The following is a 24,090-nucleotide window of genomic DNA, read 5'->3' as shown; positions in this document are numbered from 1 at the left end:
CAAGTTTTCATCAGGTATTCTACTGGTGACTTGTTATGGAAGTGTTAAGGTAAAAAGATGGGGCTGGTAATCAAAGCCGCGCTCGGTGCGCTGGTAGTGCTGTTGATTGGTGTATTAGCAAAAACGAAAAATTATTATATCGCCGGGCTGATTCCACTTTTCCCGACCTTTGCGCTCATCGCGCATTATATTGTTGCCAGCGAACGCGGCATTGAAGCCTTACGCGCAACCATCATTTTTAGCATGTGGTCGATTATTCCCTATTTTGTTTACCTGGCGTCGCTGTGGTATTTCACCGGAATGATGCGCTTGCCCGCCGCTTTTGTTGGTTCTGTTGCATGCTGGGGGATAAGCGCATGGGTGTTGATTATATGCTGGATTAAGCTGCATTAACGCAGATGACGACCGCCATCAAGAGGGAAACTGCGTCCGGTGACAAAGCAGCTGGTAAGTAAGTAATCGACCAGGTCGATCACTTCTTTCTCGCCAGGCGCGGTTTTCATCAGTGATTTATTCAGCGCCTGTTGTCGATATTCGGCATCATCATGCTCATTAAACAGGACCAGCGATGGCGCAATAGAATTTACTTTTACTTCAGGTGCCAGCTTGCGGGCAAACGAGCGGGTCATATTATCCAGTGCTGCTTTGCTTGCAGCATAGGCAATATGTTTGTCGCTACCGCGCTCCACCACATAATCGGTAAAGTGAATAATATCGCTGGCGGCGTGTCCGTGCCCGCGCAGTAATCTTTCCAGCGCGTGGTTAAGTAGGTATGGGGCATTAACGTGGATCTGCATCATGCAGGCCAGTACGTCGGTGAGTGGCATACCTGGTTTTTCTGCCATCCACGCACTGGCATTGTGCAACACCGCACGCAGGCCGTGGGTGCTTTTTAGCACTTCATCGGCAAACGCCATCACACCGTCGTTGGTCGAAAAATCAGCCTGAATACACAGCGCACCCGCATTCATCAGCCCATCAATGGCAGGATAGTGTGTCCGATAGCTGACTATCACCGGTTGCTTTTGATTAATGAAATGCCATGCGAGGGCGAGGCCGATGCGACGGCCGCCTCCAGTAATTAATATTGGCAAGGGCTGGGTTTTACCCATCGTTATCTCCTTTGCTATCCAACGATGGGATGAACGTTATCCCACCAGCATCCAGGTCGCCGGAACTGAGGCAATTAACAGCATGCCAATCAGCACCATTTCCTGACGATTCAGTACATTATCATGTGTATGCGTTTTACGCGCGTACAGGAAGACCAGTAGCCCTGGCGCATACAGAACGACGGACAACAGCAGATGCATTGGACCAGAGGCGTACAATAACCATAAGCCATAAATGCAGGCACCGACACCTACCGCTTTATGCAGTGGACGGGTTGCGATTTTCAGCAAGAACGCGCCGACCAGGAAATAGGGCACCAGAATCATTTCTGAGGCGATGGTCAGCAATGTGTTGTAATCGGAACCGGTCAGCCAGATGAGCACCAGACAAATTTGCACGCAGATGTTGGTCAGCCACAGTGAAGCGGATGGCGCAGCTTGTGCGTTCTGGCGCGCAAAAATGCGCGGGAATGCTTTATGAGTGGCTGCAAGGAACGGAACTTCTGCTGCCATGATGGTCCAGCTTAAGTACGCGCCGCAAACGGAAACGATCAAACCGGCAGCGATGATGATTTCGCCCCACGGTCCCATCATTTCCACCATCAGACCGGCCATTGACGGGTTACGAATTTCAGCCAGTTCAGGACGTGCTACCACGCCCAGCGAAAGCAGCGTTACCAGCAAGTAAACGCCCAGAGCGGAGAGAACCGCCAGCAGTGTTGCTTTACCTACATCACGTTTATTACGCGCACGCGCCGAAACGACCACAGCACCTTCCACACCAATGAAAACCCACAGGGTGATCAGCATGGTGTTTTTCACCTGTTCCCATACCGGTACGCCAAGTGCAAGGCCAGTAAAGTCGAGCTTGAAGGTGTCCAGTTTGAACATCATCATCGCCAGCACAATAAACAGGCCCAGCGGCAACAATTTTGCCAGTGTCGCCACCAGGTTAATGCTGGCAGCGGTTTGTACCCCGCGCAGGATCAAAAAGTGAACAATCCACAATAAAGCCGAGGCACCGACGATCGATTGCCAGGTATTGCCATCGCCAAACAGACGCAATTCCGGCGTGTCCGTAAAAAAGCTTAACGCGGAAAAAACGATCACCAGATAGGAGACGTTGGCGATAACCGCGCACAGCCAGTACCCCCATGCGGAACAAAAGCCGATTAACTCACCAAACCCTTCGCGGGCATAGGTAAAGATGCCGCCGTCAAGCTCGGGGCGAATGCGTGTGAGGATCAGCATGGCAAAGGCCAGCAATAAAATGCCAGCACCAGTAATGCTCCAGCCGATGAGCAGTGCTGCCGGGCTGGCAACTGCCGCCATATTTTGCGGCAGACTGAAAACACCCGCGCCCAGCATTGAGCTTAATACCAGCGCGGTGAGTGCGCTCAGTCCCAGTTTCTTTTCCATCGATATCCAGTGGTTAAAACGTGATTAGAAGAATAAATATTAGGGCAAAACGCATAAAAATGGAGTTTGCCACTGAAGCGCGGGATTTTACGAAGAGATGTGTCTGCATGCAATGGTCGTGGGGAAATTTGTGACTAAAAATGCGAAAGGCGGCATTAAGCCGCCTTATAGTGGTAACTGAATAGTTATTTATACAGATCTGCGCTAACGGTGAGGTTATTACCACGTTCCTGCCACTGGCGGGTGATGTGGTAATACTTAGCGCCTTTCTTCGCGGCACGTTTCGCAACCTGATAGGAGACTTCGGTCATGTTGCCATAGTTGCCAGAGAATTTGATGCTGTCGAATGGAACCATCATCGCTGCTGTTGCTTTGTTCAGTTCTTCGACTTTAGTACCATCAGGAAGCGTGACAGTGTAACGCCCGCCTTTTGATGACTGGGTTTCAAAGAAGCGACCAACTTCAGAACTTGGTGATGCGGTTGTCGCAACCCCTGGGATCTCTACTTTCTTCGCTGCTTCGCCACCCGCAGCCAGAGCTGCACGTCCCGCTTCGGAATCTGCCGGGATCACATCCGGGCTTTGTACGACGCGTTTCTTAGCATCTTTTTTATAGATGAACGCTGTAATGCGCTGGTTACCGCCCTGGTTAGCATCGATTTGACGAACAATGTAGAAAGCGTAAGCGCCTTTCGCTTTTGCCGCTTTGGTGATGGCGTCATTGACTTCAGGCTGGCTACGATAGAAGCCCTGAACGGTAACCGTATCAAACGGTTCAATCAGAACGGCCTGATCTTTTGGCAGTTCGACAACACCGTTGATAACGCGATTACTTGTTTCTTCGGCTTTTTCAGCATCGGCTTTATAGAGGTCAGCGACCACACGCCAGTTACCGCTGTTACCAAAATCAGAAGTGTCGACAACATAAAAAGAGGCGGCACCTTCTTTATCAGCGCGACGAGAAACGGCTTTCACCGCTTCGCCAATAGCATTAAAACGACCGGTAACCACTACACGGTCAAAAGGTTTAACCGCTGCCGCTTGCTCCGGTGTCAGTTCTGTTGCTGCGTTAACGGAAAAGGCCGTAGCAGAAAGCAGTGCCGACGCCAGGAGGGTGTTCTTAAGCTTCATAAAAATAATCCTTCGCCTTGCGCAAACCAGGTACTGGTATTGTTATTAACGAGAAACGTGGCTGATTATTGCATTTAAACGGTGTAACTGTCTGCGTCATTTTTCATATCACATTCCTTAAGCCAATTTTAATCCTGTTCAAATGACGGTCTATGCTTAAAAAACAGCCGTATCAGCATCAATACTACTGAAGCAACTGAATTGTATAAGTTAATTTAATGTTAAGTAATGATTCGTGCCGGGGCGATATCACGTTTTACCTGTCCACCGAAGATAATTATCAGTCTTTATCTAGCGTTCTAAGGTGTTTATCCCACTATCACGGCTGAATCGTTAATATTTTGCGAGTTCACGCCGAAATACTGATTTTTGGCGCTAGATCACAGGCATAATTTTCAGTACGTTATAGGGCGTTTGTTACTAATTTATTTTAACGGAGTAACATTTAGCTCGTACATGAGCGGCTTGTGTGGATCCTGACACAGGCAAACCATCATCAATAAAACCGATGGAAGGGAATATCATGCGAATTGGCATACCAAGAGAACGGTTAACCAATGAAACCCGTGTTGCAGCAACGCCAAAAACAGTGGAACAGCTGCTGAAACTGGGTTTTACCGTCGCGGTAGAGAGCGGCGCGGGTCAACTGGCAAGTTTTGACGATAAAGCGTTTGTGCAAGCGGGCGCCGAAATTGTAGAAGGGAATAACGTCTGGCAGTCAGAGATCATTCTGAAGGTCAATGCGCCGTTAGATGATGAAATTGCGTTACTGAATCCAGGGACAACGCTGGTGAGTTTTATCTGGCCTGCGCAGAATCCGGAATTAATGCAAAAACTTGCGGAACGTAACGTGACCGTGATGGCGATGGACTCTGTGCCGCGTATCTCACGCGCACAATCGCTGGACGCACTCAGTTCGATGGCGAACATCGCTGGTTATCGCGCCATTGTTGAAGCGGCACATGAATTTGGGCGCTTCTTTACCGGGCAAATCACGGCGGCAGGGAAAGTGCCACCGGCAAAAGTGATGGTGATTGGTGCGGGTGTTGCAGGTCTGGCCGCCATTGGCGCAGCCAATAGTCTCGGCGCGATTGTGCGTGCATTCGACACCCGCCCGGAAGTGAAAGAACAAGTTCAAAGTATGGGCGCGGAATTCCTCGAGCTGGACTTTAAAGAGGAAGCGGGCAGCGGCGATGGCTATGCCAAAGTGATGTCGGATGCGTTCATCAAAGCGGAAATGGAGCTCTTTGCCGCCCAGGCAAAAGAGGTCGATATCATTGTCACCACCGCGCTTATTCCAGGCAAACCAGCGCCGAAGCTGATTACCCGTGAAATGGTTGACTCCATGAAGTCGGGCAGTGTGATTGTCGACCTGGCAGCCCAAAACGGCGGCAACTGTGAATACACCGTACCGGGTGAAATTTTCACTACGGAAAATGGTGTCAAAGTGATTGGTTATACCGATCTTCCGGGCCGTCTGCCGACGCAATCCTCACAGCTTTACGGCACTAACCTCGTTAATCTGCTGAAACTGTTGTGCAAAGAGAAAGACGGCAACATCACGGTTGATTTTGATGATGTGGTGATTCGCGGAGTGACCGTGATCCGTGCTGGCGAAATTACCTGGCCGGCACCGCCGATTCAGGTATCAGCTCAGCCGCAGGCGGCACAAAAAGCGGCACCGGAAGTGAAAACTGAGGAAAAATGCACCTGCTCACCGTGGCGTAAATATGCCTTGATGGCGCTGGCAATTATCCTTTTCGGCTGGCTGGCAAGCGTTGCGCCGAAAGAGTTTCTTGGGCACTTCACCGTTTTCGCGCTGGCGTGCGTTGTCGGCTATTACGTGGTGTGGAATGTTTCGCACGCGCTGCATACACCGTTGATGTCGGTCACCAACGCGATTTCAGGGATTATTGTTGTCGGAGCACTGTTGCAGATTGGCCAGGGCGGCTGGGTTAGCTTCCTTAGTTTTATCGCGGTGCTTATAGCCAGCATTAATATTTTCGGTGGCTTCACCGTGACTCAGCGCATGCTGAAAATGTTCCGCAAAAATTAAGGGGTAACATATGTCTGGAGGATTAGTTACAGCTGCATACATTGTTGCCGCGATCCTGTTTATCTTCAGTCTGGCCGGGCTTTCGAAACATGAAACGTCTCGCCAGGGTAACAACTTCGGTATCGCCGGGATGGCGATTGCGTTAATCGCAACCATCTTTGGACCGGATACGGGTAATGTTGGCTGGATCTTGTTGGCGATGGTCATCGGTGGGGCAATTGGTATCCGCCTGGCGAAGAAAGTTGAAATGACCGAAATGCCAGAACTGGTGGCAATCCTGCATAGCTTCGTGGGTCTGGCAGCAGTACTGGTTGGTTTTAACAGTTATCTGCATCATGACGCGGGAATGGAACCGATTCTGGTCAATATTCACCTGACGGAAGTGTTCCTCGGTATCTTCATCGGGGCGGTAACGTTCACGGGGTCGGTGGTGGCGTTCGGCAAACTGTGTGGCAAGATTTCGTCTAAACCGTTGATGCTGCCAAACCGTCACAAAATGAACCTGGCGGCTCTGGTCGTTTCCTTCCTGCTGCTGATTGTATTTGTTCGCACGGACAGCGTAGGCCTGCAAGTGCTGGCATTGCTGATAATGACCGCTATTGCGCTGGTATTCGGCTGGCATTTAGTCGCCTCCATCGGTGGTGCAGATATGCCAGTCGTCGTGTCAATGCTGAACTCATACTCTGGTTGGGCGGCAGCTGCAGCGGGCTTTATGCTTAGCAACGACCTGCTGATCGTGACCGGCGCGCTGGTCGGTTCTTCGGGGGCAATCCTTTCTTACATTATGTGTAAGGCGATGAACCGTTCCTTTATCAGCGTTATTGCGGGTGGTTTCGGCACCGATGGCTCTTCTACTGGCGATGATCAGGAAGTGGGCGAGCACCGCGAAATCACCGCAGAAGAGACAGCGGAACTGCTGAAAAACTCCCATTCAGTGATCATTACTCCGGGGTACGGCATGGCAGTCGCGCAGGCGCAATATCCTGTCGCTGAAATTACCGAGAAACTGCGCGCTCGTGGTATCAATGTGCGTTTCGGTATCCACCCGGTTGCGGGGCGTTTGCCTGGGCATATGAACGTATTGCTGGCTGAAGCAAAAGTACCGTATGACATCGTGCTGGAAATGGACGAGATCAACGATGACTTTTCTGATACCGATACCGTACTGGTGATTGGTGCTAACGATACGGTTAACCCGGCGGCGCAGGATGATCCGAAGAGTCCGATTGCTGGTATGCCTGTGCTGGAAGTGTGGAAAGCGCAGAACGTGATTGTTTTTAAACGTTCGATGAACACTGGCTATGCTGGTGTGCAAAACCCGCTGTTCTTCAAGGAAAACACCCACATGCTGTTTGGTGACGCCAAAGCCAGCGTGGATGCAATCCTGAAAGCTCTGTAAACTTGACGGCCTCTGCGGAGGCCGTCACTCTTTATTGAGATCGCTTAACAGAACGGCGATGCTTTGACCTCCCGCTGTTTGTTCAAGCGCAATTTTGACAATAATTGTCAACGGCACGGAAAGCAGCATACCCACCGGTCCTAACAACCATCCCCAAAAAATCAACGACAGAAATACCACCAATGTGGAAAGCCCCAGCCCACGCCCCATGATCCGCGGCTCCAGAATATTGCCGAAGACCAGATTAATCAGCAGATATCCCGCCAGCACCAGCAACGCTTCGTAGAAGCCATTAAACACCAGTACCTGAGCGATAGGGGGGATTGCCGCGAGGACTGAACCAATATTCGGGATGTAATTAAGCGCAAAGGCCAGCAATCCCCAGACAAAAGCGAAGCGAACATCGAGTGCGGCGAGCATCGCCCAGGCGACCAGGCCGGTGATGATGCTGATGGCTGTTTTCAGCACCAGATAATGAGACACACTGTCAATCGCACGCTGAATCGCCGCCATCCCTTCAACCGGACGCGCCATCATTTGCTGAAATTTTCCGGGCAATTGTGGCACTTCGAGCAGCATAAACAACACCGTCAGCAGCAATAAAAATATTGATGACATGGCATTAGATAACTGCGTCAATAAGTTGGTGAGCAACGTCATCGCCGCGTTCGGATCAATGTAATGCGCCAGTTGGTCAACTGAGACGTCAATCCCTACGCGTTGCAACAACGGTTCAAGAGCTTGCAGCGGCGTCATAATAGAGTTGCGATATTGCGGTAACGTCCGCGTCAACTCGTTGAGCGCGGAACCCAGATAAGCTAACAGCAACACCATCGCCATCACGATGATGGTCATCAAAATCGACACCGCCAGTACACGCGGCACTCGCCAGCGGACCATGTGTTGCACCAGCGGGTTAAGAATAACAGCAATAAATAATGCGAGAATAAACGGCACGATGATCTCGGCGGCAAAACGGATACCGCAGAGAATAATGACCAGCATTCCCAACATAATGACGATTTTTAGACCATTGAGCGTGATGATCGGCTTTGCCATGCTTGTCCCCGTTTTTTCTTTCTTTGCTAATAATAATGTCTTTTTCGTTCCGTCATCATAACGAAAATCAATCCGCTCGGGTAAAGAAGTGAAAATATTTTGAGTTAATTCTTAAGCTGTGATACAAATCAGGCGTGTTCAACTACCGAGGACAATTATCATCCGCGATGATGAGAAGCAACACTGCGGATAATTGTAATATTATGGACAATTTGTTCAGGACGTTATTTTCTACATTTACCCATCTTCGTACCTCATCCACTATTTTGCTCGTAGGTGAGCAGCACTGGCGCAACGCGCTTTAGTCCTTTCTTCTGCCTAACCTTGCGCTATGCGCGGGGCTTGATCACTTTGCTCTGGTTTCGCTGAATTGAGCGAAAGATAAAATAATTCTCTTGCAGGAGAAGGACGATGTATATTTATTGGATTTTATTAGGTCTGGCTATTGCTACGGAAATTACCGGCACGCTGTCAATGAAATGGGCGAGCGTCAGTGAGGGTAATGGCGGTTTTATTTTAATGCTGGTGATGATTTCTCTGTCGTATATATTTCTCTCCTTCGCCGTTAAAAAAATCGCCTTAGGCGTAGCTTATGCGCTGTGGGAAGGTATCGGTATTTTATTGATTACCTTGTTTAGCGTTTTGTTATTCGATGAAAGTTTATCGCTGATGAAAATTGCCGGGTTAACGACCCTGGTGGCTGGGATTGTATTAATCAAATCAGGTACCCGTAAAGCGCGTAAACCTGAGCCGGAGGTGAACCATGGCGCAGTTTGAATGGGTACACGCCGTCTGGCTGGCATTGGCAATCGTGCTGGAAATCGTTGCTAATGTCTTTTTGAAATTTTCTGACGGCTTTCGTCGCAAAATCTATGGTTTGCTCTCCCTGGCGGCGGTGCTGGCTGCCTTTAGTGCGCTTTCTCAAGCCGTTAAAGGGATTGACTTGTCTGTAGCCTATGCATTGTGGGGCGGATTTGGTATTGCCGCCACGTTAGTCGCAGGTTGGGTTTTGTTTGGTCAACGTTTAAATCGCAAAGGCTGGATTGGCCTGGTCTTGCTGTTGGCTGGAATGATTATGGTGAAGTTTGCCTGATGAACACGCTGCCCGTGCTGTCGGGCAGCGTTTGAATGCTATTTTTGCAAAAGTTGGTCTAGCTTGTCGCGAAAACCAGTGACAGAAATGGCCCGGTTATCGGCACGCCAGCGATCTTTCGCGGCAGGAGCCGAACTTTGCACGCCAATTAACTGCCAGCCGTCATCGGTATGCAACATCAGAGGCGAACCGCTATCACCCGGCAAAGTATCGCACTGATGCGACATCACCGACGTTTGCGCCCAGCCAGTTACTTCGCAATTTTGATGACTGTATAGCGTATCGAGGTGATCTTCAGGATATCCCGCTTGAGTCACTTTTCGACCTGCCGCTTTTAATGCGGCGGTAAGTGCGGCTTTATCTCCCGCAAATAACGGCAACGGTGTAATGCCAGAAGGGGGATTACGTAGCACAATCAAACCGAAGTCCCACGGCGCAGCTGCGGGAGGAACAATCCAACCATCCCCATCTGCTTTTAACCGCTTTCCCAGTGTCGGGTCAACGCGGCCTTCTATGTCGTGGATCTCATAGCGCCAAAGCCCTTTATTTGACACAAAACGCAGCGCCACCGCTTTATCGGCTTTACCCTTTGGCGGCGTCAATAAACAGTGTCCTGCCGTTAATGCCAGATTGGGTGCAATTAGCGTCGCCGTACATAAATTGCCGCTGGCCGTTTCCAGTTGCCCAACCGCATCCCACGGTGATTGGGTCGTGTCATTCACTGGCACACGATCATCATGACCAAAAAACAGGGTGCTGACCTCATCGTTTGCCGATTTGGCAACGTCTGGTTTATCTGCAAACACAAAAGCAGACGTCAAACTAATTGCACCCAACACTACTGCAATGGTTGTACGCATATCACACTCTGGTGGGTAATTATGATTATTAAAAGCAAACCCTCATAAATACTATAGACGGGACGGGATGAAAGTGGGAGTAAAATCAGATAACTACGATCAGGAAAGATAAAAACGGGTGGCAATCAGTGCGCATAAAATAAGGATGATAAGAATGAACTCAAAGCGATAACGGCCCACCATACTACCCTCCGCTAAAGGCGGTGCTAAACGTTACCCGCTTAGCACCGTAATTTTCAGGCGCGAGGGGGCGCGCCAGCATTACTGTTGAAAACTTACGCTGCGGGTTGTGCAGCAGGTTTTGCCGGTTGCTGATGGCTGTGTTTCTTGGCGTGTTTCTTCGCTGCCTGCGCTTTTTGTTCAGGGGCTTTCTGTTCAGCTTTCGCATTTTTATGATGCTTTTTAGCCGCCTGCGCTTTCTGGGCAGGTGCTGCTTTATGCTGTTTTTTATGATGTGTAGTTTTCGCCGGCGCTGCTTTGGTGGTCGTCGCAGTCGGAGCAGGTGTGGTCGCAGTCTCTGCAGCAAAGGCGGCAGAAGACAGACCCATAGCAGCGGCAACAACCAGAGCTAATACTTTTTTCATTGTCATACCCTCAATTTGTTTTTTCATTTAACCCCACTGCGGGGCCGTTGAAATAACTATATCCCTGGGAATGGCAGACTTCCGTGAGTGGTTGGTTTCAGCGTGTAACGATATGTACAAACGTTAAATAAATTACAGCGTTGATAATAACGTATTGTGACTTAAGGGAAATTTAGCTACCAATAATAGTAGTCTTGATCGGGTTAACTATTTTACTACTTACAAAGCGGTAGAATAACTGCGCATCAGTAATAAATGACACACAGCAAAATGAATCCGTTTATTTGGGTACTTATAATCCTGATGACACTAGATGCGCTGCGGGAATTGGCTGGCGCTTCGTCTATTTTAGGATGGCTATTAACGTTGGTTTGAGCAGGCAATAAGTCCGGATGGGTATTTACCGCAGTCCGGACTTATTTTTAGGCGTGCAGACGACGATGCAAACGCGTCCCGACCAGCAGAGCAATGACCAGCATCAGAGCAATAAATGCGCCGACGCCGTTCCAGCCATAGTTATGCCAGAAAACACCACCCAGCGTCCCGGCAATACTCGACCCCAGATAGTAACTGAACAGATACAGCGAGGAGGCCTGGCCTTTAGCGCGTTTTGCGCGGGGGCCGATCCAGCTGCTGGCAACGGAGTGGGCTGCGAAGAATCCGGCTGAGAAGAGTAACATTCCGGCAAAGATTAGCCACAGCGAGCTGAATAAGGTCATCAGTAAACCAAACAGCATAACCCCCGTCGAAAACAACATCACTGGACCGCGCCCATAGCGCGTGGTCATGGTTCCGGCTTTGGGTGAGCTCCATGTACCGGTCAAATAAGCCAGCGATAATAAGCCAACCACGGCCTGACTGACATGCCAGGGGGAAAGCATCAACCGATAGCCGATGTAATTAAACAGCGTGACGAACGACCCCATCAGCAAAAAGCCTTCTGCGAACAATAACGGCAATCCCCGGTCACGCCAGTGCAGACGAAAGTTGATAAATAACGTCTTTGGTCGCAGGGAAGTCGGGCGAAAATGGCGTGATTCCGGGAGGATTTTCCAGAACATCAACGCCGAGGCCAGCGCGAAACAGCCGATAGCCGCTAGAGCAATTCGCCAGTTGAAAAAGTCCGTGAAGACACCGCTAATTAAGCGTCCGCTCATGCCGCCAATTGAGTTGCCGCTGATATACAACCCCATCGAAAAGGCCACGAAACTGGGGTGGATTTCCTCGCTAAGATAAGTCATACCAACAGCTGCCACGCCACTTAACGAAAGCCCAATCAAGGCGCGCATAATCAAAATGCCGTGCCAGCTGGTCATCATTGTCGAAAGTAACGTACAAATGGAGGCCAACAGTAGCGCCGTGACCATCACTGGTTTGCGACCAATGGCATCGGATAGCGGGCCAGTAAACAGCAAACCGATAGCCAACATCGCCGTTGAAATGGACAGTGAAATACTACTGTTCGCAGGCGTTAAGCCAAACTCCTGCGAAAGCACCGGAAGGATAGGTTGCACACAATAGAGAAGTGCGAAGGTTGCCAGTCCGGCAGAGAAAAGCGCCAGGGTGACGCGCATAAATTGCGGCGTACCGCGTTTAATAAATTGATTTGGCTGAGAAATGCTTTGCTTGTCAGTGACGTTTGCCGGAGCGCCATCAACAGTTGTAGTACGGCTCACTTGAAATCCTTGCTAAATATGCCTGTGGATCAGGCTTATGAATAGATTAGGAAAATCGAATTGTTCTGTCTAATATATTAATAATCTCAAATAAGATGATTTAAATATGAATATTGAACTTCGTCATCTGCGTTACTTTGTTGCTGTTGCGGAAGAGCTGCATTTCGGGCGCGCCGCTGCCCGTCTGAATATTTCGCAACCACCGCTAAGTCAGCAGATTCAGGCGCTGGAGCAACAAATTGGTGCCCGACTGCTGGCAAGGACCAATCGCAGTGTATTGCTGACGGAAGCAGGAAAACAGTTTCTTGCAGATAGTCGGCAAATCCTGTCTATGGTGGATGACGCTGCCGCTCGCGCTGAAAGGCTGCATCAGGGCGAAGCGGGGGAGTTGCGCATTGGTTTTACTTCGTCCGCTCCTTTTATTCGGGCGGTGTCCGATACGTTATCGTTGTTTCGTCGTGATTATCCCGATGTCCATTTACAAACCCGCGAAATGAACACTCGCGAGCAAATCGCTCCGCTCATTGAAGGAACGCTGGATATGGGATTGCTGCGTAACACAGCGTTACCGGAGACGCTTGAACACGCAGTCATCGTCCATGAACCGCTTATGGCGATGATCCCGCACGATCATCCTCTGGCAAATAACCCGAGTGTAACGCTGGCTGAACTGGCGAAAGAACCCTTTGTCTTTTTTGATCCGCACGTAGGGACAGGGCTGTATGACGATATTCTCGGGCTGATGAGACGTTACAATTTGACGCCCGTCATCACTCAGGAGGTGGGTGAGGCAATGACCATCATCGGTCTGGTTTCCGCTGGTCTGGGTGTTTCAATTTTGCCTGCGTCATTTAAACGTGTTCAGCTCAACGAAATGCGCTGGGTGCCGATTGCTGAAGAGGATGCGGTTTCTGAAATGTGGTTGGTCTGGCCGAAACACCATGAACAAAGTCCGGCTGCGCGTAACTTTCGTATTCATCTGCTGAATGCTCTCAGGTGAGGGAAATTTCAGCGAAAAAGCCCGAAAAATGTGCTGTTAATCACATGCCTAAGTAAAAATTTGACGACACGTATTGAAGTGCTTCACCATAGCCTACAGATTATTTCGGAGCGCGAAAATATAGGGAGTATGCGGTGGTTGCTGAAAACCAGCCTGGGCACATTGATCAAATAAAGCAGACCAACGCGGGCGCGGTTTATCGCCTGATTGATCAGCTTGGTCCAGTCTCGCGTATCGATCTTTCCCGTCTGGCGCAACTGGCTCCTGCCAGTATCACCAAAATTGTCCGTGAGATGCTCGAAGCACACCTGGTGCAAGAGCTGGAAATCAAAGAAGCGGGGAACCGTGGCCGTCCGGCGGTGGGGCTGGTGGTTGAAACTGAAGCCTGGCACTATCTTTCTCTGCGCATTAGTCGCGGGGAGATTTTCCTTGCTTTGCGCGATCTGAGCAGCAAACTGGTGGTGGAGGAGTCGCAGGAACTGGCGTTAAAAGATGACTCGCCATTGTTGGATCGTATCATTTCCCATATCGATCAGTTTTTTATCCGCCATCAGAAAAAACTTGAGCGTCTGACTTCTATTGCCATTACCTTGCCGGGAATTATTGATACGGAAAATGGTATTGTACATCGCATGCCGTTCTACGAGGATGTAAAAGAGATGCCGCTCGGCGAGGCGCTGGAGCAGCATACCGGCGTACCGGTTTATATTCAGCATGATATCAGCGCATGGACGATGGCTGAGGCCTTGTTTGGTGCCTCACGCGGGGCGCGCGATGTGATTCAGGTGGTTATCGATCACAACGTGGGGGCGGGCGTCATTACCGATGGTCATCTGCTACACGCAGGCAGCAGTAGCCTCGTGGAGATTGGTCACACGCAGGTCGACCCATATGGGAAACGCTGTTATTGCGGGAATCACGGCTGCCTCGAAACCATTGCCAGTGTGGACAGTATTCTTGAGTTGGCACAGCTGCGTCTCAATCAATCCATGAGCTCGATGTTACATGGACAGCCGTTAACCGTGGACTCATTGTGTCAGGCGGCATTACGCGGCGATCTGCTGGCAAAAGACATCATTACCGGGGTGGGCGCGCATGTCGGGCGCATTCTTGCCATCATGGTGAATTTATTTAACCCACAAAAAATACTGATTGGCTCACCGTTAAGTAAAGCGGCAGATATCCTCTTCCCGGTCATCTCGGACAGCATCCGTCAGCAGGCCCTTCCTGCGTATAGTCAGCACATTAGTGTTGAGAGTACTCAATTTTCTAACCAGGGTACGATGGCAGGGGCTGCGCTGGTAAAAGACGCGATGTATAACGGTTCTTTGTTGATTCGTCTGTTGCAGGGTTAACATTTTTTAACTGTTCTACCAAAATTTGCGCTATCTCAATTTGGGCCAGGAAAGCATAACTTAGACTTTCAAGGTTAATTATTTTCCTGGTTTATATTTGTGAAGCATAACGGTGGAGTTAGTGATGCTGAAGCGTTTCTTTATTACCGGTACAGACACTTCTGTAGGGAAAACGGTGGTTTCCCGCGCATTGCTACAAGCGTTAGCCTCCCAGGGAAAAACGGTTGCGGGATATAAACCCGTAGCGAAGGGGAGCAAAGAGACACCCGAAGGGCTGCGTAATAAAGATGCCCTGGTGTTGCAGAGTGTTTCAACCATCGAACTGCCTTATGAAGCAGTTAATCCTATCGCGTTAAGCGAAGAAGAAAGTAGCGTGGCGCACAGTTGCCCAATCAATTACATCCTCATTTCAAACGGCCTGGCAAACCTGACCGATAAAGTCGATCATGTCGTGGTAGAAGGGACTGGCGGCTGGCGCAGTCTGATGAATGATTTACGTCCGCTCTCTGAATGGGTGGTGCAGGAACAACTGCCGGTGTTGATGGTTGTCGGTATTCAGGAAGGTTGCATTAACCATGCACTGCTGACAGCTCAGGCGATTGCCAACGACGGGCTGCCGCTCATTGGCTGGGTGGCTAACCGAATCAACCCAGGACTGGCGCATTATGCGGAAATCATTGATGTGCTGGGTAAAAAACTTCCAGCACCGCTCATTGGTGAACTGCCTTATTTACCGCGCGCCGAACAGCGTGAACTGGGGCAATACATCCGCTTAGCTATGCTGCGCAGTGTGCTGGCGGTAGATAGAGTCACGGTGTAACGTCCGCGAAATTACCGACGCAATTACGCAGGCAATCAATAAACCGGGGAGTAGCTGATACTCCCCGGTCATTTCACATATCATCAACGTCGACATAATCGGCGCGTGCGTGGTCGCCGCCAACAGTGTCGCCATCCCGGTTAATCCGAGTAAGAGTGTCATTTCTTCGCCGTCAGGAAACCATAACCCCAGGCTACGTCCATACAACATGCCAATGGCAAGACCGATAAAGAGTGTCGGTGTAAACACACCACCAGGCGCGCCGGAACCGCTACTTGCCAGAACGGCAAACAGTTTGCAAAGGAAGATCCCGCCAATGATCATAAACAGTGGCGGGGTGGTTAAAAAGGATTGTACGGTGCTATAGCCGTTGCCCCACACGGCAGGGGTGAACAGGGAAAGCAGACCCACGATCAACCCGCCGAGTGCCAGTTGCCAGGGGGGCGCAAGTTTGAGAATAACAAATCCTCGATGACTGGCGTTCATTAACGTTAACAACACTGGTCCGCATAGACCTGCCAGCACACCAGTACTGATAATCAGCGCATAGTCACGAGCCTGAACCGTCACTAAGAGTTGCACGCTGTAGAGTAATGCATCGCTATGATTAATCAGATTGCTAATCAGCAACGCCACGACAGCAGAAATAACCACCGGTCCGAGAGAGGCCAACATCATAGTGCCAAACAGCACTTCGGCTATAAATAAACTGCCAGCAAGCGGGGCGCGGTAAGCCGCAGCCATTCCCGCCGCAGCTCCACAGGCAATCCATAATTTCCACTCCTGGCGTGGCGTAAAACGCTGAGCAAAACAGGAGGCGGCAAGGGCAGCTAAAAGAATCATCGCACCTTCGCGACCAATTGCGCTGCCGCTAGTTACTACCAGCAGAGAGGCAAGCGATTTAACCAGGCTTGCTGCGTAATCGAATTTACCATCGGTTTGCAACGCTTCCATGTAATCGGTCGGCGCATGAGGGCGTTGCTGGGTAAATTTCTGCCAGCCCATCAACAACAAACCCGCCGCCAGTCCGCCGAGCGCCGGAGTTAGCAGCCGTCGCCACGGAGAAAGATTCGTCGCTGCATTGACCAGACTGCCGGAGTCATTATTGAGGAACAGCCATTCCAGTAGCAGCATCGCGTGACGAAAAGCGGCAACGGCAAAGGCCGCAAGAATACCGACTATTGTTGCGATAAGCAGACGGCGAAACATAGTGCGCAGATCCGGATAGCTGTGTAGATGGTGCATGAGCAGAAATGGACAATGAAACACGAGCGACTATTTTGCGGCAAAACAGGTTATCGGCAAAAGCAGTGCGTGCTTAAAGCGATAAAATACGTGACGTTGTAACGTATTATTGCCGAATGACGCGTGATTGTCGCCATCCGGCAATATTGCGGCAACTTTATCGAAACAGTGGTTTAACCGCGACAGGAATCAACAGTTGTGATTGCCATTGCGCCAGCGTTAAGCGAGCCAGTTCACCCAGCGCACGGTAGAAAGGGTGTTCTGCTTTTTCGATAAAAACGTCGAGAAAACGTGTTGACCACGGAAAAAGATGCCATGCCAGCAATTCTTCACATTCTGTCTGGCGACCATTCTCCGCCAACCACGCAGCCATCAACAGCAGTGAACCAAAATGATCTTCCGGTTCGTTTTGCTTCATTTCGAACTGAATGCCTTTCTCGCGCATCCATTGACGAAGTGCCAATGTTGAATCGCCAAACAGCACAGATTCGCGATCCAGCCAGACCGACCCCCACGGCGGAGACGGCAGTGCCCACGGGCCGACAAACAAACGCTGCCAGGCCTGGGCGCGAGTCTCTTCACTCTGTGCCTGAAAAGCCGTCACCAGCGGCGCTAATGACGCTTCTGGTAGAGGCCACTGAGTTTCCCAGCCGTCACTGGTGAGTACCGCAACCAGAGGTGCGGCTTCTGCACTCTCTGGAGCGTAATAAAACAGCGCGCCCAACACGCGCGCCGCGACAGAAAAATTATCTTGCTGTGAAAAATGGGTCATTCCTAACATCCTGAAATGTGCGGGTTGCCCCGCACCAATTTGTTAACCTGCAATAGCCATTCCTACCGTCATGTGCAGGCCATAAAAGAGCACACGCCCGATCATCTCACCGCCAAGTATGAGGATTAGCCCCAGAATAAGTCCGGCAACGTGAGGTTCACGGCGACGAATGAGCGGACAAAGCCAGCATCCTAGACCTGTGCATAACAATACCACACGCCAGACCTGTAAGGAGGCGTAATCTGGTACCAGTGCGCTGGCTTGTTGTACGGATGAGTGAATAGGCGCCAGAGACAAACCTTGCAGCACAATCACCCCGGCACAAGCGATCAGCGCCAGAACGCTAATGATGGCAAATGGTGTGGTATTAAATGTAACGCGGGCTGCCCGTAGAATTGCGGCAGCAAGTATTGGACCGCTCAATAAAACTGTCAGGAAGAAAGCCAGCGTAGTGTAACCGTTATGCCAGGTTGGCACAGTGTCGATTTGATACACGCAGGTCATCATCCAGACGAAAATGACGCCGAGCACCATGCTAACAAGTAACCAGAGTTTCCCCAGCGCTTGCGGCATTTTACCAATGACCGCCACCAGCCACCATAATCCGCCAACGGCAAAAAATATTGAACCGGCAGCAATCTCGTTACTCAGGCCGGAAGCTCCGATTCGATTCAGCGAGTTAAACGCCCGCAGTGGCGATCCCAGGTGCATGACAGAGGCAATAAACCCGATGCCCATCAACAGCCAGAGGAAAAACATGCCACGGACAATACGCTGACGGTCTGCGTCATTTTTGGCGGCGAACCAGCCAATTCCGCTAACAATCAGCGCGCCTACGACGCATTGACCCAATACGGTAAAGATAACCAGTGGCCATTCATGCCATCCATTTCCCATTTTACACTTCCTCCGGATTAGCCAGATAACCAGTGGTATCGCCGGTCGGGCGGCTGTTGGCGTTAGGTTTGATAACGATATTGGGTTTTGTGAAATGTGCGCGCGGCAGTGGCGCGACGGCAGCCAGAGTGCCGTGCTTCTGGCGCAGTTCTTCAATTGGACCGAATTCAAGTGCACGCAGCGGGCAGGATTCGACACATATGGGTTGTTTCCCCTCGGCGACGCGCGAATAACAACCATCGCACTTCGTCATGTGCCCTTTTTCAGCATTGTACTGTGGCGCGCCGTACGGACAAGCCATGTGGCAGTAGCGGCAGCCGATACAAACATCTTCATCAACCACCACAAAGCCATCTTCACGCTTATGCATTGCGCCGCTGGGGCAGACTTTTGTACATGCGGGGTCATCGCAATGGTTACAGGAGATGGAGAGATAATAAGCGAACACGTTCTGGTGCCAGACGCCATTATCTTCCTGCCAGTCGCCGCCAGCATATTCATAAACACGGCGGAAACTGACTTCCGGGCCAAGATCTTTAAAATCTTTGCACGCCAGTTCGCAGGTTTTACAGCCAGTACAGCGGCTGGAATCGATAAAAAATCCATATTGTGTGGTCATGGGCTACTCCTTAAACCTTTTCGATCTGGACGAGATTGCTGTGCGACGGGTTTCCCTTTGCCAGCGGTGAAGGGCGGTGAGAGGTCAGAATATTGATACTGCCGCCGTGATCGACCCGGTCACCAAACATATCCGCATTAAGCCACGCACCTTGCCCGATGGCGGTAACGCCAGGCAGAATACGCGGAGTCACTTTTGCGGCAATCAGCATTTCTCCATTATTGTTAAATACCCGCACGGTATCGCCATGACGGATACCGCGTGCCTGAGCATCAATGGGGTTGATCCACACCTCTTGTGGGCAGGCCTGCTGTAACACATCAATATTGCCGTAGCTGGAGTGGGTACGCGCTTTGTAGTGGAAGCCCGTTAACTGCAGTGGATAGGTTTTCCGCAGGGGATCGTCCCAGCCATCAAAACCTGGGGTATACGCAGGAAGGGGATGAATAATTTCATCTTTTTTCAATTCCCAGGTATCTGCAATCTTCGCCAGTCGTTCAGAATAAATTTCGATTTTCCCCGAAGGTGTTTTCAATGGGTTTGCCTGTGGATCTTCACGGAATGCGCGGAAAGCGACGTAGTGTTCTTCCGGGCATTTTTTCTTAAAGATCCCGGTCGTTTTCATCTCCTCGTAGCCCGGCATCTCAGGGTTACGTTCCTTCGTTTTCGCATGGAGATATTTGATCCATTCATGCTGGCTGCGACCTTCAGTAAAAGTTTGATAAACGTCTGGTCCTAAGCGTTTCGCGACTTCACTCAGCATCCAGTAGATGGGTTTGCGTTCAAATTTTGCCGAGGTGGCGGGTTGGGCGAGGATCACATAGCCCATATTCCCAGCAGATTCATGAGAGATAAGGTCTTCTTGCTCTGTTGGCATCAGGTCGGGCAACAGGATATCGCAATACTTAGCCGAGGCCGTCATGAAGTGGTCAATGCCAACAATCATCTCGCACTTGCTGTCATCCTGAAGCACCTCATGGGTGTGATTGATGTCGCCATGTTGATTGATCAATGTGTTACTGGCGTAGCACCACAAAAACTTGATTGGCACATCCAGTTTCTCTTTTCCACGAACACCATCACGGGTCGCGGTCATTTCCGTACCATGGTCGATGGCATCTGTCCACGTAAAGACGGAAATCTGCGTTTTAACCGGATTCTCGAGCATCGGGAACCATTCTACCCCAAGATCCCAGCTACCTTCGCGTACACCTGAGTTGCCGCCGTTTATGCCGACGTTACCGGTGAGAACGGAAAGCATGGCAATAGCGCGGGACGTTTGCTCGCCGTTGGAGTGTCGTTGTGGCCCCCAACCCTGACAAATATAAGCAGGTTTTGCTGAACCGATCTCTCGTGCCAACTGGATAATTTTTTCTGCCGGGATGCTGGTGATTTTTGCTGCCCATTCCGGCGTTTTAGCTATGCCGTCAGGCCCTTCGCCCAGAATATAGGCTTTATAATGCGCGTTACGTGGTGCGTTGGCGGGCAGCGTTTTTTCATCGTAACCAACACAATATTTGTCGAGAAATGGCTGATCGACCATGTTTTCCGTAATCAGTACCCAGGCAATCGCACAGGCCAGTGCGCCATCGGTGCCAGGGCGAATGGGCAGCCATTCATCTTCACGCCCGGCAGCGGTATCGTTATAACGTGGATCAATGACGATCATGCGTGCGTTTGAACGTTCGCGGGCTTGCTCGACGTAGTAAGTGACACCACCGCCGCTCATCCGCGTTTCTGCCGGGTTATTTCCGAACATAACGACCAGTTTCGTATTGGCGATATCATCCGGGCTGTTGCCATCATTGGCACCGAACATATAACTCATTGCGGCACTGATCTGTGCGGTACTGTAGCTGCCATAGCGACTGAGAAAACCACCACAAGAGTTCATCAGACGGTACGGGACGTTTGAGTTGGTGATGTTTCCGCCATCTACGCCTGTTCCGTACAGGACATGTACAGCCTCATTGCCGTAATCTTTTAGGATCCGCCGAAGATTATCACTGATGGTATCCAGGGCTTCGTCCCAACTTATCCGTTCAAATTTACCTTCACCGCGCTTGCCGACGCGCTTCATGGGATATTTCAGCCGATCAGGATGATTCATCCGTCGGCGGATAGAGCGCCCGCGTAAACAGGCCCGAACCTGATGATTACCGTAAACGTCGTCACCTGTCGTATCAGACTCCACCCAGTACACAGTGTCATCTTTCACATGCAAACGTAACAGACAGCGGCTCCCGCAGTTAACGGTGCAGGAACTCCAGACCGCTTTCTCTTCTACCGGAGCCTCTGCCGCTCGGACCATTTGGGAAAATGGCAGAGTGAAAGCACTGCTTGCCAGCGCGAGACTGCCAAGTGCGGAGGTTTTCACCAGACTTCTACGGCTGATTTCAGCCGACATGAGCGCCTCTGTGGTATGGATTTTCATCATTACTCACTTATTGCTTTTCAAACAAAATGTCATGCCAGAATTTATGGTTGTAGTGGGTTATATTTTTTCGATCTCGACCAGATTAGTGTGCTGCGGGTTTCCCTTCGCCAGTGGTGAAGGGCGCAGAGTGGTTAGCGTATTCACACAGCCGCCGTGGTCGATTTTATCGCCAGACATATCGGCTTCGTGCCAGGCTCCCTGGCCCATAGCGCTGACTCCTGGCAGAATGCGTGGTGTCACTTTGGCCGGTAACCGAACTTCGCCGCGACGGTTAAACACTCGCACCATATCGCCGTTGGCAATCCCGCGTTTCTGCGCATCCATAGGGTTGATCCACACTTCCTGACGGCAGGCTGCCTTCAGGACGTCAATGTTGCCGTAGGTCGAGTGAGTACGGGATTTGTAATGGAAACCAAACAGTTGTAGCGGGAAGGTACTACGTTCAGGGGCGTCCCAGCCTTCGAAGGTTGAGGCATAAACCGGCAGTGGGCTTATCACTTCATCTTTTTCCAGTTCCCAGGTACGGGCAATTTCCGCCAGCTTGCTGGAATAAATTTCAATCTTACCGGAAGGCGTTTTAAGTGGATTTGCCTCGGGGTCGTCACGAAATGCTTTGTAGGCGACAAAATGACCATTGGGATCTTTACGCTTATAGATACCCATTTTTTTCAGTTCGTCGTAAGACGGTAACGCCGGATCTTTGGCAAGCATTTTGGCGTACAGATGTTGTAACCATTGTTCCTGGGTGCGACCTTCAGTGAACTTTTGATAGACGTCAGGTCCAAGACGTTTCGCGACTTCACTCAGGATCCAGTAAATCGGTTTGCGTTCGAATTTTTCGCTGGTGACTGGCTGGAGGAAAATGAGATATCCCATGTTACCGGCGTAATCGTTAGGAATAATATCTTCCTGCTCAACGGTCATCAGGTCTGGCAGCAGAATGTCGGCATATTTTGCCGATGAGGTCATAAAGTTTTCGATGACCACAATCATTTCACATTTCGATTCGTCCTGCAGAATTTCATGCGTTTTGTTAATGTCAGAATGCTGATTAACCAGGGTATTTCCCGCGTAGTTCCAGATGAACTTAATGGGCACATCCAGTTTATCTTTGCCGCGGACGCCGTCGCGGATTGCCGTCATTTGCGGGCCATGATCGATAGCATCCGTCCAGCTGAAGCAGGAGATTGATGTTTTGACCGGATTATCCAGCACCGGCAGGCGTTCTATGGTAATGGTATAGGTGGATTCACGCGCGCCACTATTTCCGCCGCTGATGCCGACATTGCCCGTCAGAATAGGCAACATCGCAATAGCGCGTGCGGTCAGCTCACCGTTTGCCTGGCGTTGCGGTCCCCAACCCTGGCAGATATAAGCGGGTTTTGCTGTGCCGATTTCACGCGCCAGTTTGATGATACGGTCCACCGGGATACCGGTAATTTGCGAAGCCCACTGCGGCGTTTTCGCTGTGTTATCATCACCTTCACCAAGAATATAGGCTTTATAGTGACCATTTTTTGGTGCATCTGCGGGTAAGGTTTTTTCGTCATAGCCGACGCAGTATTTATCGAGAAAAGGTTGATCAACGAGATTTTCGTTAATCAATACCCAGGCAATACCCGCAACCAGCGCGGCATCGGTGCCCGGGCGAATAGGAAGCCATTCGTCTTCACGACCGGCAGCCGTATCGGTATATCGCGGATCGATAACAATCATTTTTGCGTTCGATTTCTCGCGCGCTTTTTCAAGAAGATAAGTGATGCCACCACCGCTCATGCGGGTTTCTGCCGGGTTGTTACCAAACATCACGACCAGCTTGCTGTTTTCAATATCCGTGGTGCTGTTGCCATCATTACTGCCGTAGGTGTAGGGCATGGCACAGGAAATTTGCGCGGTGCTGTAGGAGCCATACTGATTGAGTGAACCGCCGTAGCAGTTCATCAGGCGTTTGACCGCCGAGGCTGATGGTGAAGAGCGGGTCATATTGCCGCCAACAATCCCCGAAGAGTACTGAATATATACAGCCTCATTGCCATATTGTTCGACGGTTTTTTTCAGGTTACTGGCGATAGTATCCAGGGCTTCATCCCAGCTAATCCGTTCGAATTTGCCTTCGCCACGTTTGCCCACGCGTTTCATTGGGTAATTCAAGCGATCGGGATGATTAATACGTCGACGGATGGACCGACCGCGCAAACAGGCGCGTACTTGATGATTGCCATACTCGTCGCTGCCGGTGTTGTCAGTTTCCACCCAGGTGACTTCATTATCTTTAACATGTAGACGAAGTGCACAGCGGCTACCACAGTTGACGGAACAGGCACCCCAGACCACTTTTTCGCTGGCCTGTTGTACCGCTGCCGCTGCACTGCGCAGGGTGAACGGTAACGAAAAACCGCCTGCAGCCAGCGCCAGAGAACCTATCGCGGTAGATTTAACGAGTGTTCTGCGGCTGATGCCCACCATTTGTTCATTTTTGGACATAACTCACGCCCTGTTCTTTATCGTTATATAAAAGTTTATATATTGAATATTTAGCGCGCTAACAATAGAGGGA

The 24,090-nt window shown here is 50.5% G+C and carries 24 protein-coding genes; 10 read left to right on the top strand and 14 right to left on the bottom strand.

Going from position 1 to position 24,090, the window contains the following annotated elements; translation table 11 throughout:
- The first annotated feature begins 57 nt into the window (after positions 1 to 57).
- Positions 58 to 393 (top strand): GlpM family protein, encoded by a 336-nt coding sequence (locus AACU19_RS05560; protein ID WP_000524861.1) that lies wholly within the window; start codon positions 58 to 60, stop codon positions 391 to 393.
- On the opposite strand, the gene folM is transcribed toward AACU19_RS05560, so the two are convergent.
- From folM to ydgH, 3 genes are all read right to left on the bottom strand, one after another.
- A complete protein-coding gene (folM, locus tag AACU19_RS05555) occupies positions 390 to 1,112 on the bottom strand; it encodes a dihydromonapterin reductase (RefSeq protein ID WP_105278785.1) in 723 nt (240 codons plus the stop codon). The genes AACU19_RS05560 and folM overlap by 4 nt on opposite strands.
- 36 nt (positions 1,113 to 1,148) lie before the next feature.
- Entirely contained in the window at positions 1,149 to 2,531 is a 1,383-nt protein-coding gene (locus AACU19_RS05550) for an amino acid permease (protein WP_000412394.1), read from the bottom strand.
- Positions 2,532 to 2,716: 185 nt separating this feature from the next.
- Entirely contained in the window at positions 2,717 to 3,661 is a 945-nt protein-coding gene (gene ydgH, locus AACU19_RS05545; protein ID WP_000769317.1) for a DUF1471 family protein YdgH, read from the bottom strand.
- A gap of 523 nt (positions 3,662 to 4,184) precedes the next feature.
- On the opposite strand from ydgH, the gene pntA reads away from it, so the two are divergent.
- Positions 4,185 to 5,717, top strand: a complete 1,533-nt coding sequence (gene pntA, locus AACU19_RS05540; RefSeq protein WP_001219378.1) for a Re/Si-specific NAD(P)(+) transhydrogenase subunit alpha — start codon at positions 4,185 to 4,187, stop codon at positions 5,715 to 5,717.
- A gap of 10 nt (positions 5,718 to 5,727) precedes the next feature.
- A complete protein-coding gene (gene pntB, locus AACU19_RS05535) occupies positions 5,728 to 7,116 on the top strand; it encodes a Re/Si-specific NAD(P)(+) transhydrogenase subunit beta (RefSeq protein WP_105278784.1) in 1,389 nt (462 codons plus the stop codon).
- Positions 7,117 to 7,140: 24 nt separating this feature from the next.
- Here pntB and tqsA read toward each other — a convergent pair whose 3' ends face one another.
- Entirely contained in the window at positions 7,141 to 8,175 is a 1,035-nt protein-coding gene (tqsA, locus tag AACU19_RS05530) for an AI-2 transporter TqsA (protein ID WP_001118241.1), read from the bottom strand.
- A gap of 134 nt (positions 8,176 to 8,309) precedes the next feature.
- Between tqsA and AACU19_RS23710 the strand changes: the two genes are divergently transcribed.
- From AACU19_RS23710 to mdtI, 3 genes are all read left to right on the top strand, one after another.
- Positions 8,310 to 8,480: a protein YdgV gene (locus AACU19_RS23710; protein WP_085948401.1), complete on the top strand. Its 171-nt coding sequence runs from the start codon at positions 8,310 to 8,312 to the stop codon at positions 8,478 to 8,480.
- Positions 8,481 to 8,586: 106 nt separating this feature from the next.
- Positions 8,587 to 8,952 carry a multidrug/spermidine efflux SMR transporter subunit MdtJ gene (gene mdtJ, locus AACU19_RS05525; RefSeq protein ID WP_105278783.1) on the top strand — a complete coding sequence of 122 codons (366 nt, stop codon included), beginning with the start codon at positions 8,587 to 8,589 and terminating at the stop codon, positions 8,950 to 8,952.
- Positions 8,939 to 9,268 carry a multidrug/spermidine efflux SMR transporter subunit MdtI gene (mdtI, locus tag AACU19_RS05520; RefSeq protein ID WP_000046674.1) on the top strand — a complete coding sequence of 110 codons (330 nt, stop codon included), beginning with the start codon at positions 8,939 to 8,941 and terminating at the stop codon, positions 9,266 to 9,268. The genes mdtJ and mdtI overlap by 14 nt, the downstream gene beginning before the upstream one ends.
- 38 nt (positions 9,269 to 9,306) lie before the next feature.
- Here mdtI and AACU19_RS05515 read toward each other — a convergent pair whose 3' ends face one another.
- The 3 genes from AACU19_RS05515 to asr form a co-directional block, all read right to left on the bottom strand.
- Positions 9,307 to 10,128, bottom strand: a complete 822-nt coding sequence (locus tag AACU19_RS05515) for a trypsin-like serine peptidase (RefSeq protein ID WP_001260847.1) — start codon at positions 10,126 to 10,128, stop codon at positions 9,307 to 9,309.
- Between the two features lie 99 nt (positions 10,129 to 10,227).
- On the bottom strand, positions 10,228 to 10,311 hold the full coding sequence (locus AACU19_RS05510) for a hypothetical protein (RefSeq protein WP_000233092.1): 84 nt from the start codon (positions 10,309 to 10,311) through the stop codon (positions 10,228 to 10,230).
- Positions 10,312 to 10,403: 92 nt separating this feature from the next.
- Complete coding sequence (gene asr / locus AACU19_RS05505) at positions 10,404 to 10,712, bottom strand: acid resistance repetitive basic protein Asr (protein ID WP_001362115.1); 309 nt, start codon at positions 10,710 to 10,712, stop codon at positions 10,404 to 10,406.
- A 255-nt stretch (positions 10,713 to 10,967) separates the two neighbouring features.
- Here asr and AACU19_RS23705 point away from each other — a divergent pair, with 255 nt between their 5' ends.
- Positions 10,968 to 11,087, top strand: a complete 120-nt coding sequence (locus AACU19_RS23705; protein WP_001299090.1) for a KPN_01571 family protein — start codon at positions 10,968 to 10,970, stop codon at positions 11,085 to 11,087.
- Between the two features lie 47 nt (positions 11,088 to 11,134).
- On the opposite strand, the gene AACU19_RS05500 is transcribed toward AACU19_RS23705, so the two are convergent.
- Complete coding sequence (locus tag AACU19_RS05500; protein ID WP_105278782.1) at positions 11,135 to 12,388, bottom strand: MFS transporter; 1,254 nt, start codon at positions 12,386 to 12,388, stop codon at positions 11,135 to 11,137.
- Positions 12,389 to 12,494: 106 nt separating this feature from the next.
- Here AACU19_RS05500 and AACU19_RS05495 point away from each other — a divergent pair, with 106 nt between their 5' ends.
- The 3 genes from AACU19_RS05495 (at position 12,495) to bioD (ending at position 15,563) form a co-directional block, all read left to right on the top strand.
- Positions 12,495 to 13,388: a LysR family transcriptional regulator gene (locus AACU19_RS05495; RefSeq protein ID WP_001019560.1), complete on the top strand. Its 894-nt coding sequence runs from the start codon at positions 12,495 to 12,497 to the stop codon at positions 13,386 to 13,388.
- 134 nt (positions 13,389 to 13,522) lie between these two features.
- A complete protein-coding gene (gene mlc / locus AACU19_RS05490) occupies positions 13,523 to 14,743 on the top strand; it encodes a sugar metabolism global transcriptional regulator Mlc (RefSeq protein ID WP_000225276.1) in 1,221 nt (406 codons plus the stop codon).
- Between the two features lie 124 nt (positions 14,744 to 14,867).
- Entirely contained in the window at positions 14,868 to 15,563 is a 696-nt protein-coding gene (gene bioD / locus AACU19_RS05485; protein WP_105278781.1) for a dethiobiotin synthase, read from the top strand.
- On the opposite strand, the gene clcB is transcribed toward bioD, so the two are convergent.
- The 6 genes from clcB to ynfE form a co-directional block, all read right to left on the bottom strand.
- On the bottom strand, positions 15,516 to 16,808 hold the full coding sequence (clcB, locus tag AACU19_RS05480; protein WP_105278836.1) for a voltage-gated ClC-type chloride channel ClcB: 1,293 nt from the start codon (positions 16,806 to 16,808) through the stop codon (positions 15,516 to 15,518). The two genes, bioD and clcB, sit on opposite strands and share 48 nt — an antisense overlap.
- Positions 16,809 to 16,965: 157 nt before the next feature.
- Positions 16,966 to 17,580 carry a Tat proofreading chaperone DmsD gene (dmsD, locus tag AACU19_RS05475; RefSeq protein WP_000148700.1) on the bottom strand — a complete coding sequence of 205 codons (615 nt, stop codon included), beginning with the start codon at positions 17,578 to 17,580 and terminating at the stop codon, positions 16,966 to 16,968.
- 42 nt (positions 17,581 to 17,622) lie between these two features.
- On the bottom strand, positions 17,623 to 18,477 hold the full coding sequence (gene ynfH / locus AACU19_RS05470) for a selenate reductase membrane anchor subunit YnfH (protein ID WP_105278780.1): 855 nt from the start codon (positions 18,475 to 18,477) through the stop codon (positions 17,623 to 17,625).
- 1 nt (position 18,478) lies between these two features.
- Positions 18,479 to 19,096 carry a DMSO reductase like molybdoenzyme iron-sulfur subunit YnfG gene (gene ynfG, locus AACU19_RS05465; protein WP_032184287.1) on the bottom strand — a complete coding sequence of 206 codons (618 nt, stop codon included), beginning with the start codon at positions 19,094 to 19,096 and terminating at the stop codon, positions 18,479 to 18,481.
- Between the two features lie 10 nt (positions 19,097 to 19,106).
- Positions 19,107 to 21,530 (bottom strand): selenate/tellurate reductase subunit YnfF, encoded by a 2,424-nt coding sequence (gene ynfF / locus AACU19_RS05460; protein ID WP_105278835.1) that lies wholly within the window; start codon positions 21,528 to 21,530, stop codon positions 19,107 to 19,109.
- A 60-nt stretch (positions 21,531 to 21,590) separates the two neighbouring features.
- Positions 21,591 to 24,017: a selenate/tellurate reductase subunit YnfE gene (gene ynfE, locus AACU19_RS05455; RefSeq protein ID WP_105278779.1), complete on the bottom strand. Its 2,427-nt coding sequence runs from the start codon at positions 24,015 to 24,017 to the stop codon at positions 21,591 to 21,593.
- Positions 24,018 to 24,090: the final 73 nt, after the last annotated feature.

The sequence above is a fragment of the Escherichia sp. MOD1-EC4550 genome, from assembly GCF_963876935.1.
Classification (GTDB): Bacteria; Pseudomonadota; Gammaproteobacteria; order Enterobacterales; family Enterobacteriaceae; genus Escherichia; species Escherichia coli_F.
Note: the sequence above shows the minus strand (reverse complement) of the source record. Positions and strands in the feature narration are given on the sequence as shown.

Coding starts and splice junctions, on each gene's coding strand:
- AACU19_RS05560 (WP_000524861.1), top strand. CDS start 58: ATGGGGCTGGTAATCAAAGCCGCGCTCGGTGCGCTGGTAGTGCTGTTG.
- folM (WP_105278785.1), bottom strand. CDS start 1,112: ATGGGTAAAACCCAGCCCTTGCCAATATTAATTACTGGAGGCGGCCGT.
- AACU19_RS05550 (WP_000412394.1), bottom strand. CDS start 2,531: ATGGAAAAGAAACTGGGACTGAGCGCACTCACCGCGCTGGTATTAAGC.
- ydgH (WP_000769317.1), bottom strand. CDS start 3,661: ATGAAGCTTAAGAACACCCTCCTGGCGTCGGCACTGCTTTCTGCTACG.
- pntA (WP_001219378.1), top strand. CDS start 4,185: ATGCGAATTGGCATACCAAGAGAACGGTTAACCAATGAAACCCGTGTT.
- pntB (WP_105278784.1), top strand. CDS start 5,728: ATGTCTGGAGGATTAGTTACAGCTGCATACATTGTTGCCGCGATCCTG.
- tqsA (WP_001118241.1), bottom strand. CDS start 8,175: ATGGCAAAGCCGATCATCACGCTCAATGGTCTAAAAATCGTCATTATG.
- mdtJ (WP_105278783.1), top strand. CDS start 8,587: ATGTATATTTATTGGATTTTATTAGGTCTGGCTATTGCTACGGAAATT.
- mdtI (WP_000046674.1), top strand. CDS start 8,939: ATGGCGCAGTTTGAATGGGTACACGCCGTCTGGCTGGCATTGGCAATC.
- AACU19_RS05515 (WP_001260847.1), bottom strand. CDS start 10,128: ATGCGTACAACCATTGCAGTAGTGTTGGGTGCAATTAGTTTGACGTCT.
- AACU19_RS05510 (WP_000233092.1), bottom strand. CDS start 10,311: ATGGTGGGCCGTTATCGCTTTGAGTTCATTCTTATCATCCTTATTTTA.
- asr (WP_001362115.1), bottom strand. CDS start 10,712: ATGAAAAAAGTATTAGCTCTGGTTGTTGCCGCTGCTATGGGTCTGTCT.
- AACU19_RS23705 (WP_001299090.1), top strand. CDS start 10,968: ATGACACACAGCAAAATGAATCCGTTTATTTGGGTACTTATAATCCTG.
- AACU19_RS05495 (WP_001019560.1), top strand. CDS start 12,495: ATGAATATTGAACTTCGTCATCTGCGTTACTTTGTTGCTGTTGCGGAA.
- bioD (WP_105278781.1), top strand. CDS start 14,868: ATGCTGAAGCGTTTCTTTATTACCGGTACAGACACTTCTGTAGGGAAA.
- clcB (WP_105278836.1), bottom strand. CDS start 16,808: ATGCACCATCTACACAGCTATCCGGATCTGCGCACTATGTTTCGCCGT.
- dmsD (WP_000148700.1), bottom strand. CDS start 17,580: ATGACCCATTTTTCACAGCAAGATAATTTTTCTGTCGCGGCGCGCGTG.
- ynfH (WP_105278780.1), bottom strand. CDS start 18,477: ATGGGAAATGGATGGCATGAATGGCCACTGGTTATCTTTACCGTATTG.
- ynfG (WP_032184287.1), bottom strand. CDS start 19,096: ATGACCACACAATATGGATTTTTTATCGATTCCAGCCGCTGTACTGGC.
- ynfF (WP_105278835.1), bottom strand. CDS start 21,530: ATGAAAATCCATACCACAGAGGCGCTCATGTCGGCTGAAATCAGCCGT.
- ynfE (WP_105278779.1), bottom strand. CDS start 24,017: ATGTCCAAAAATGAACAAATGGTGGGCATCAGCCGCAGAACACTCGTT.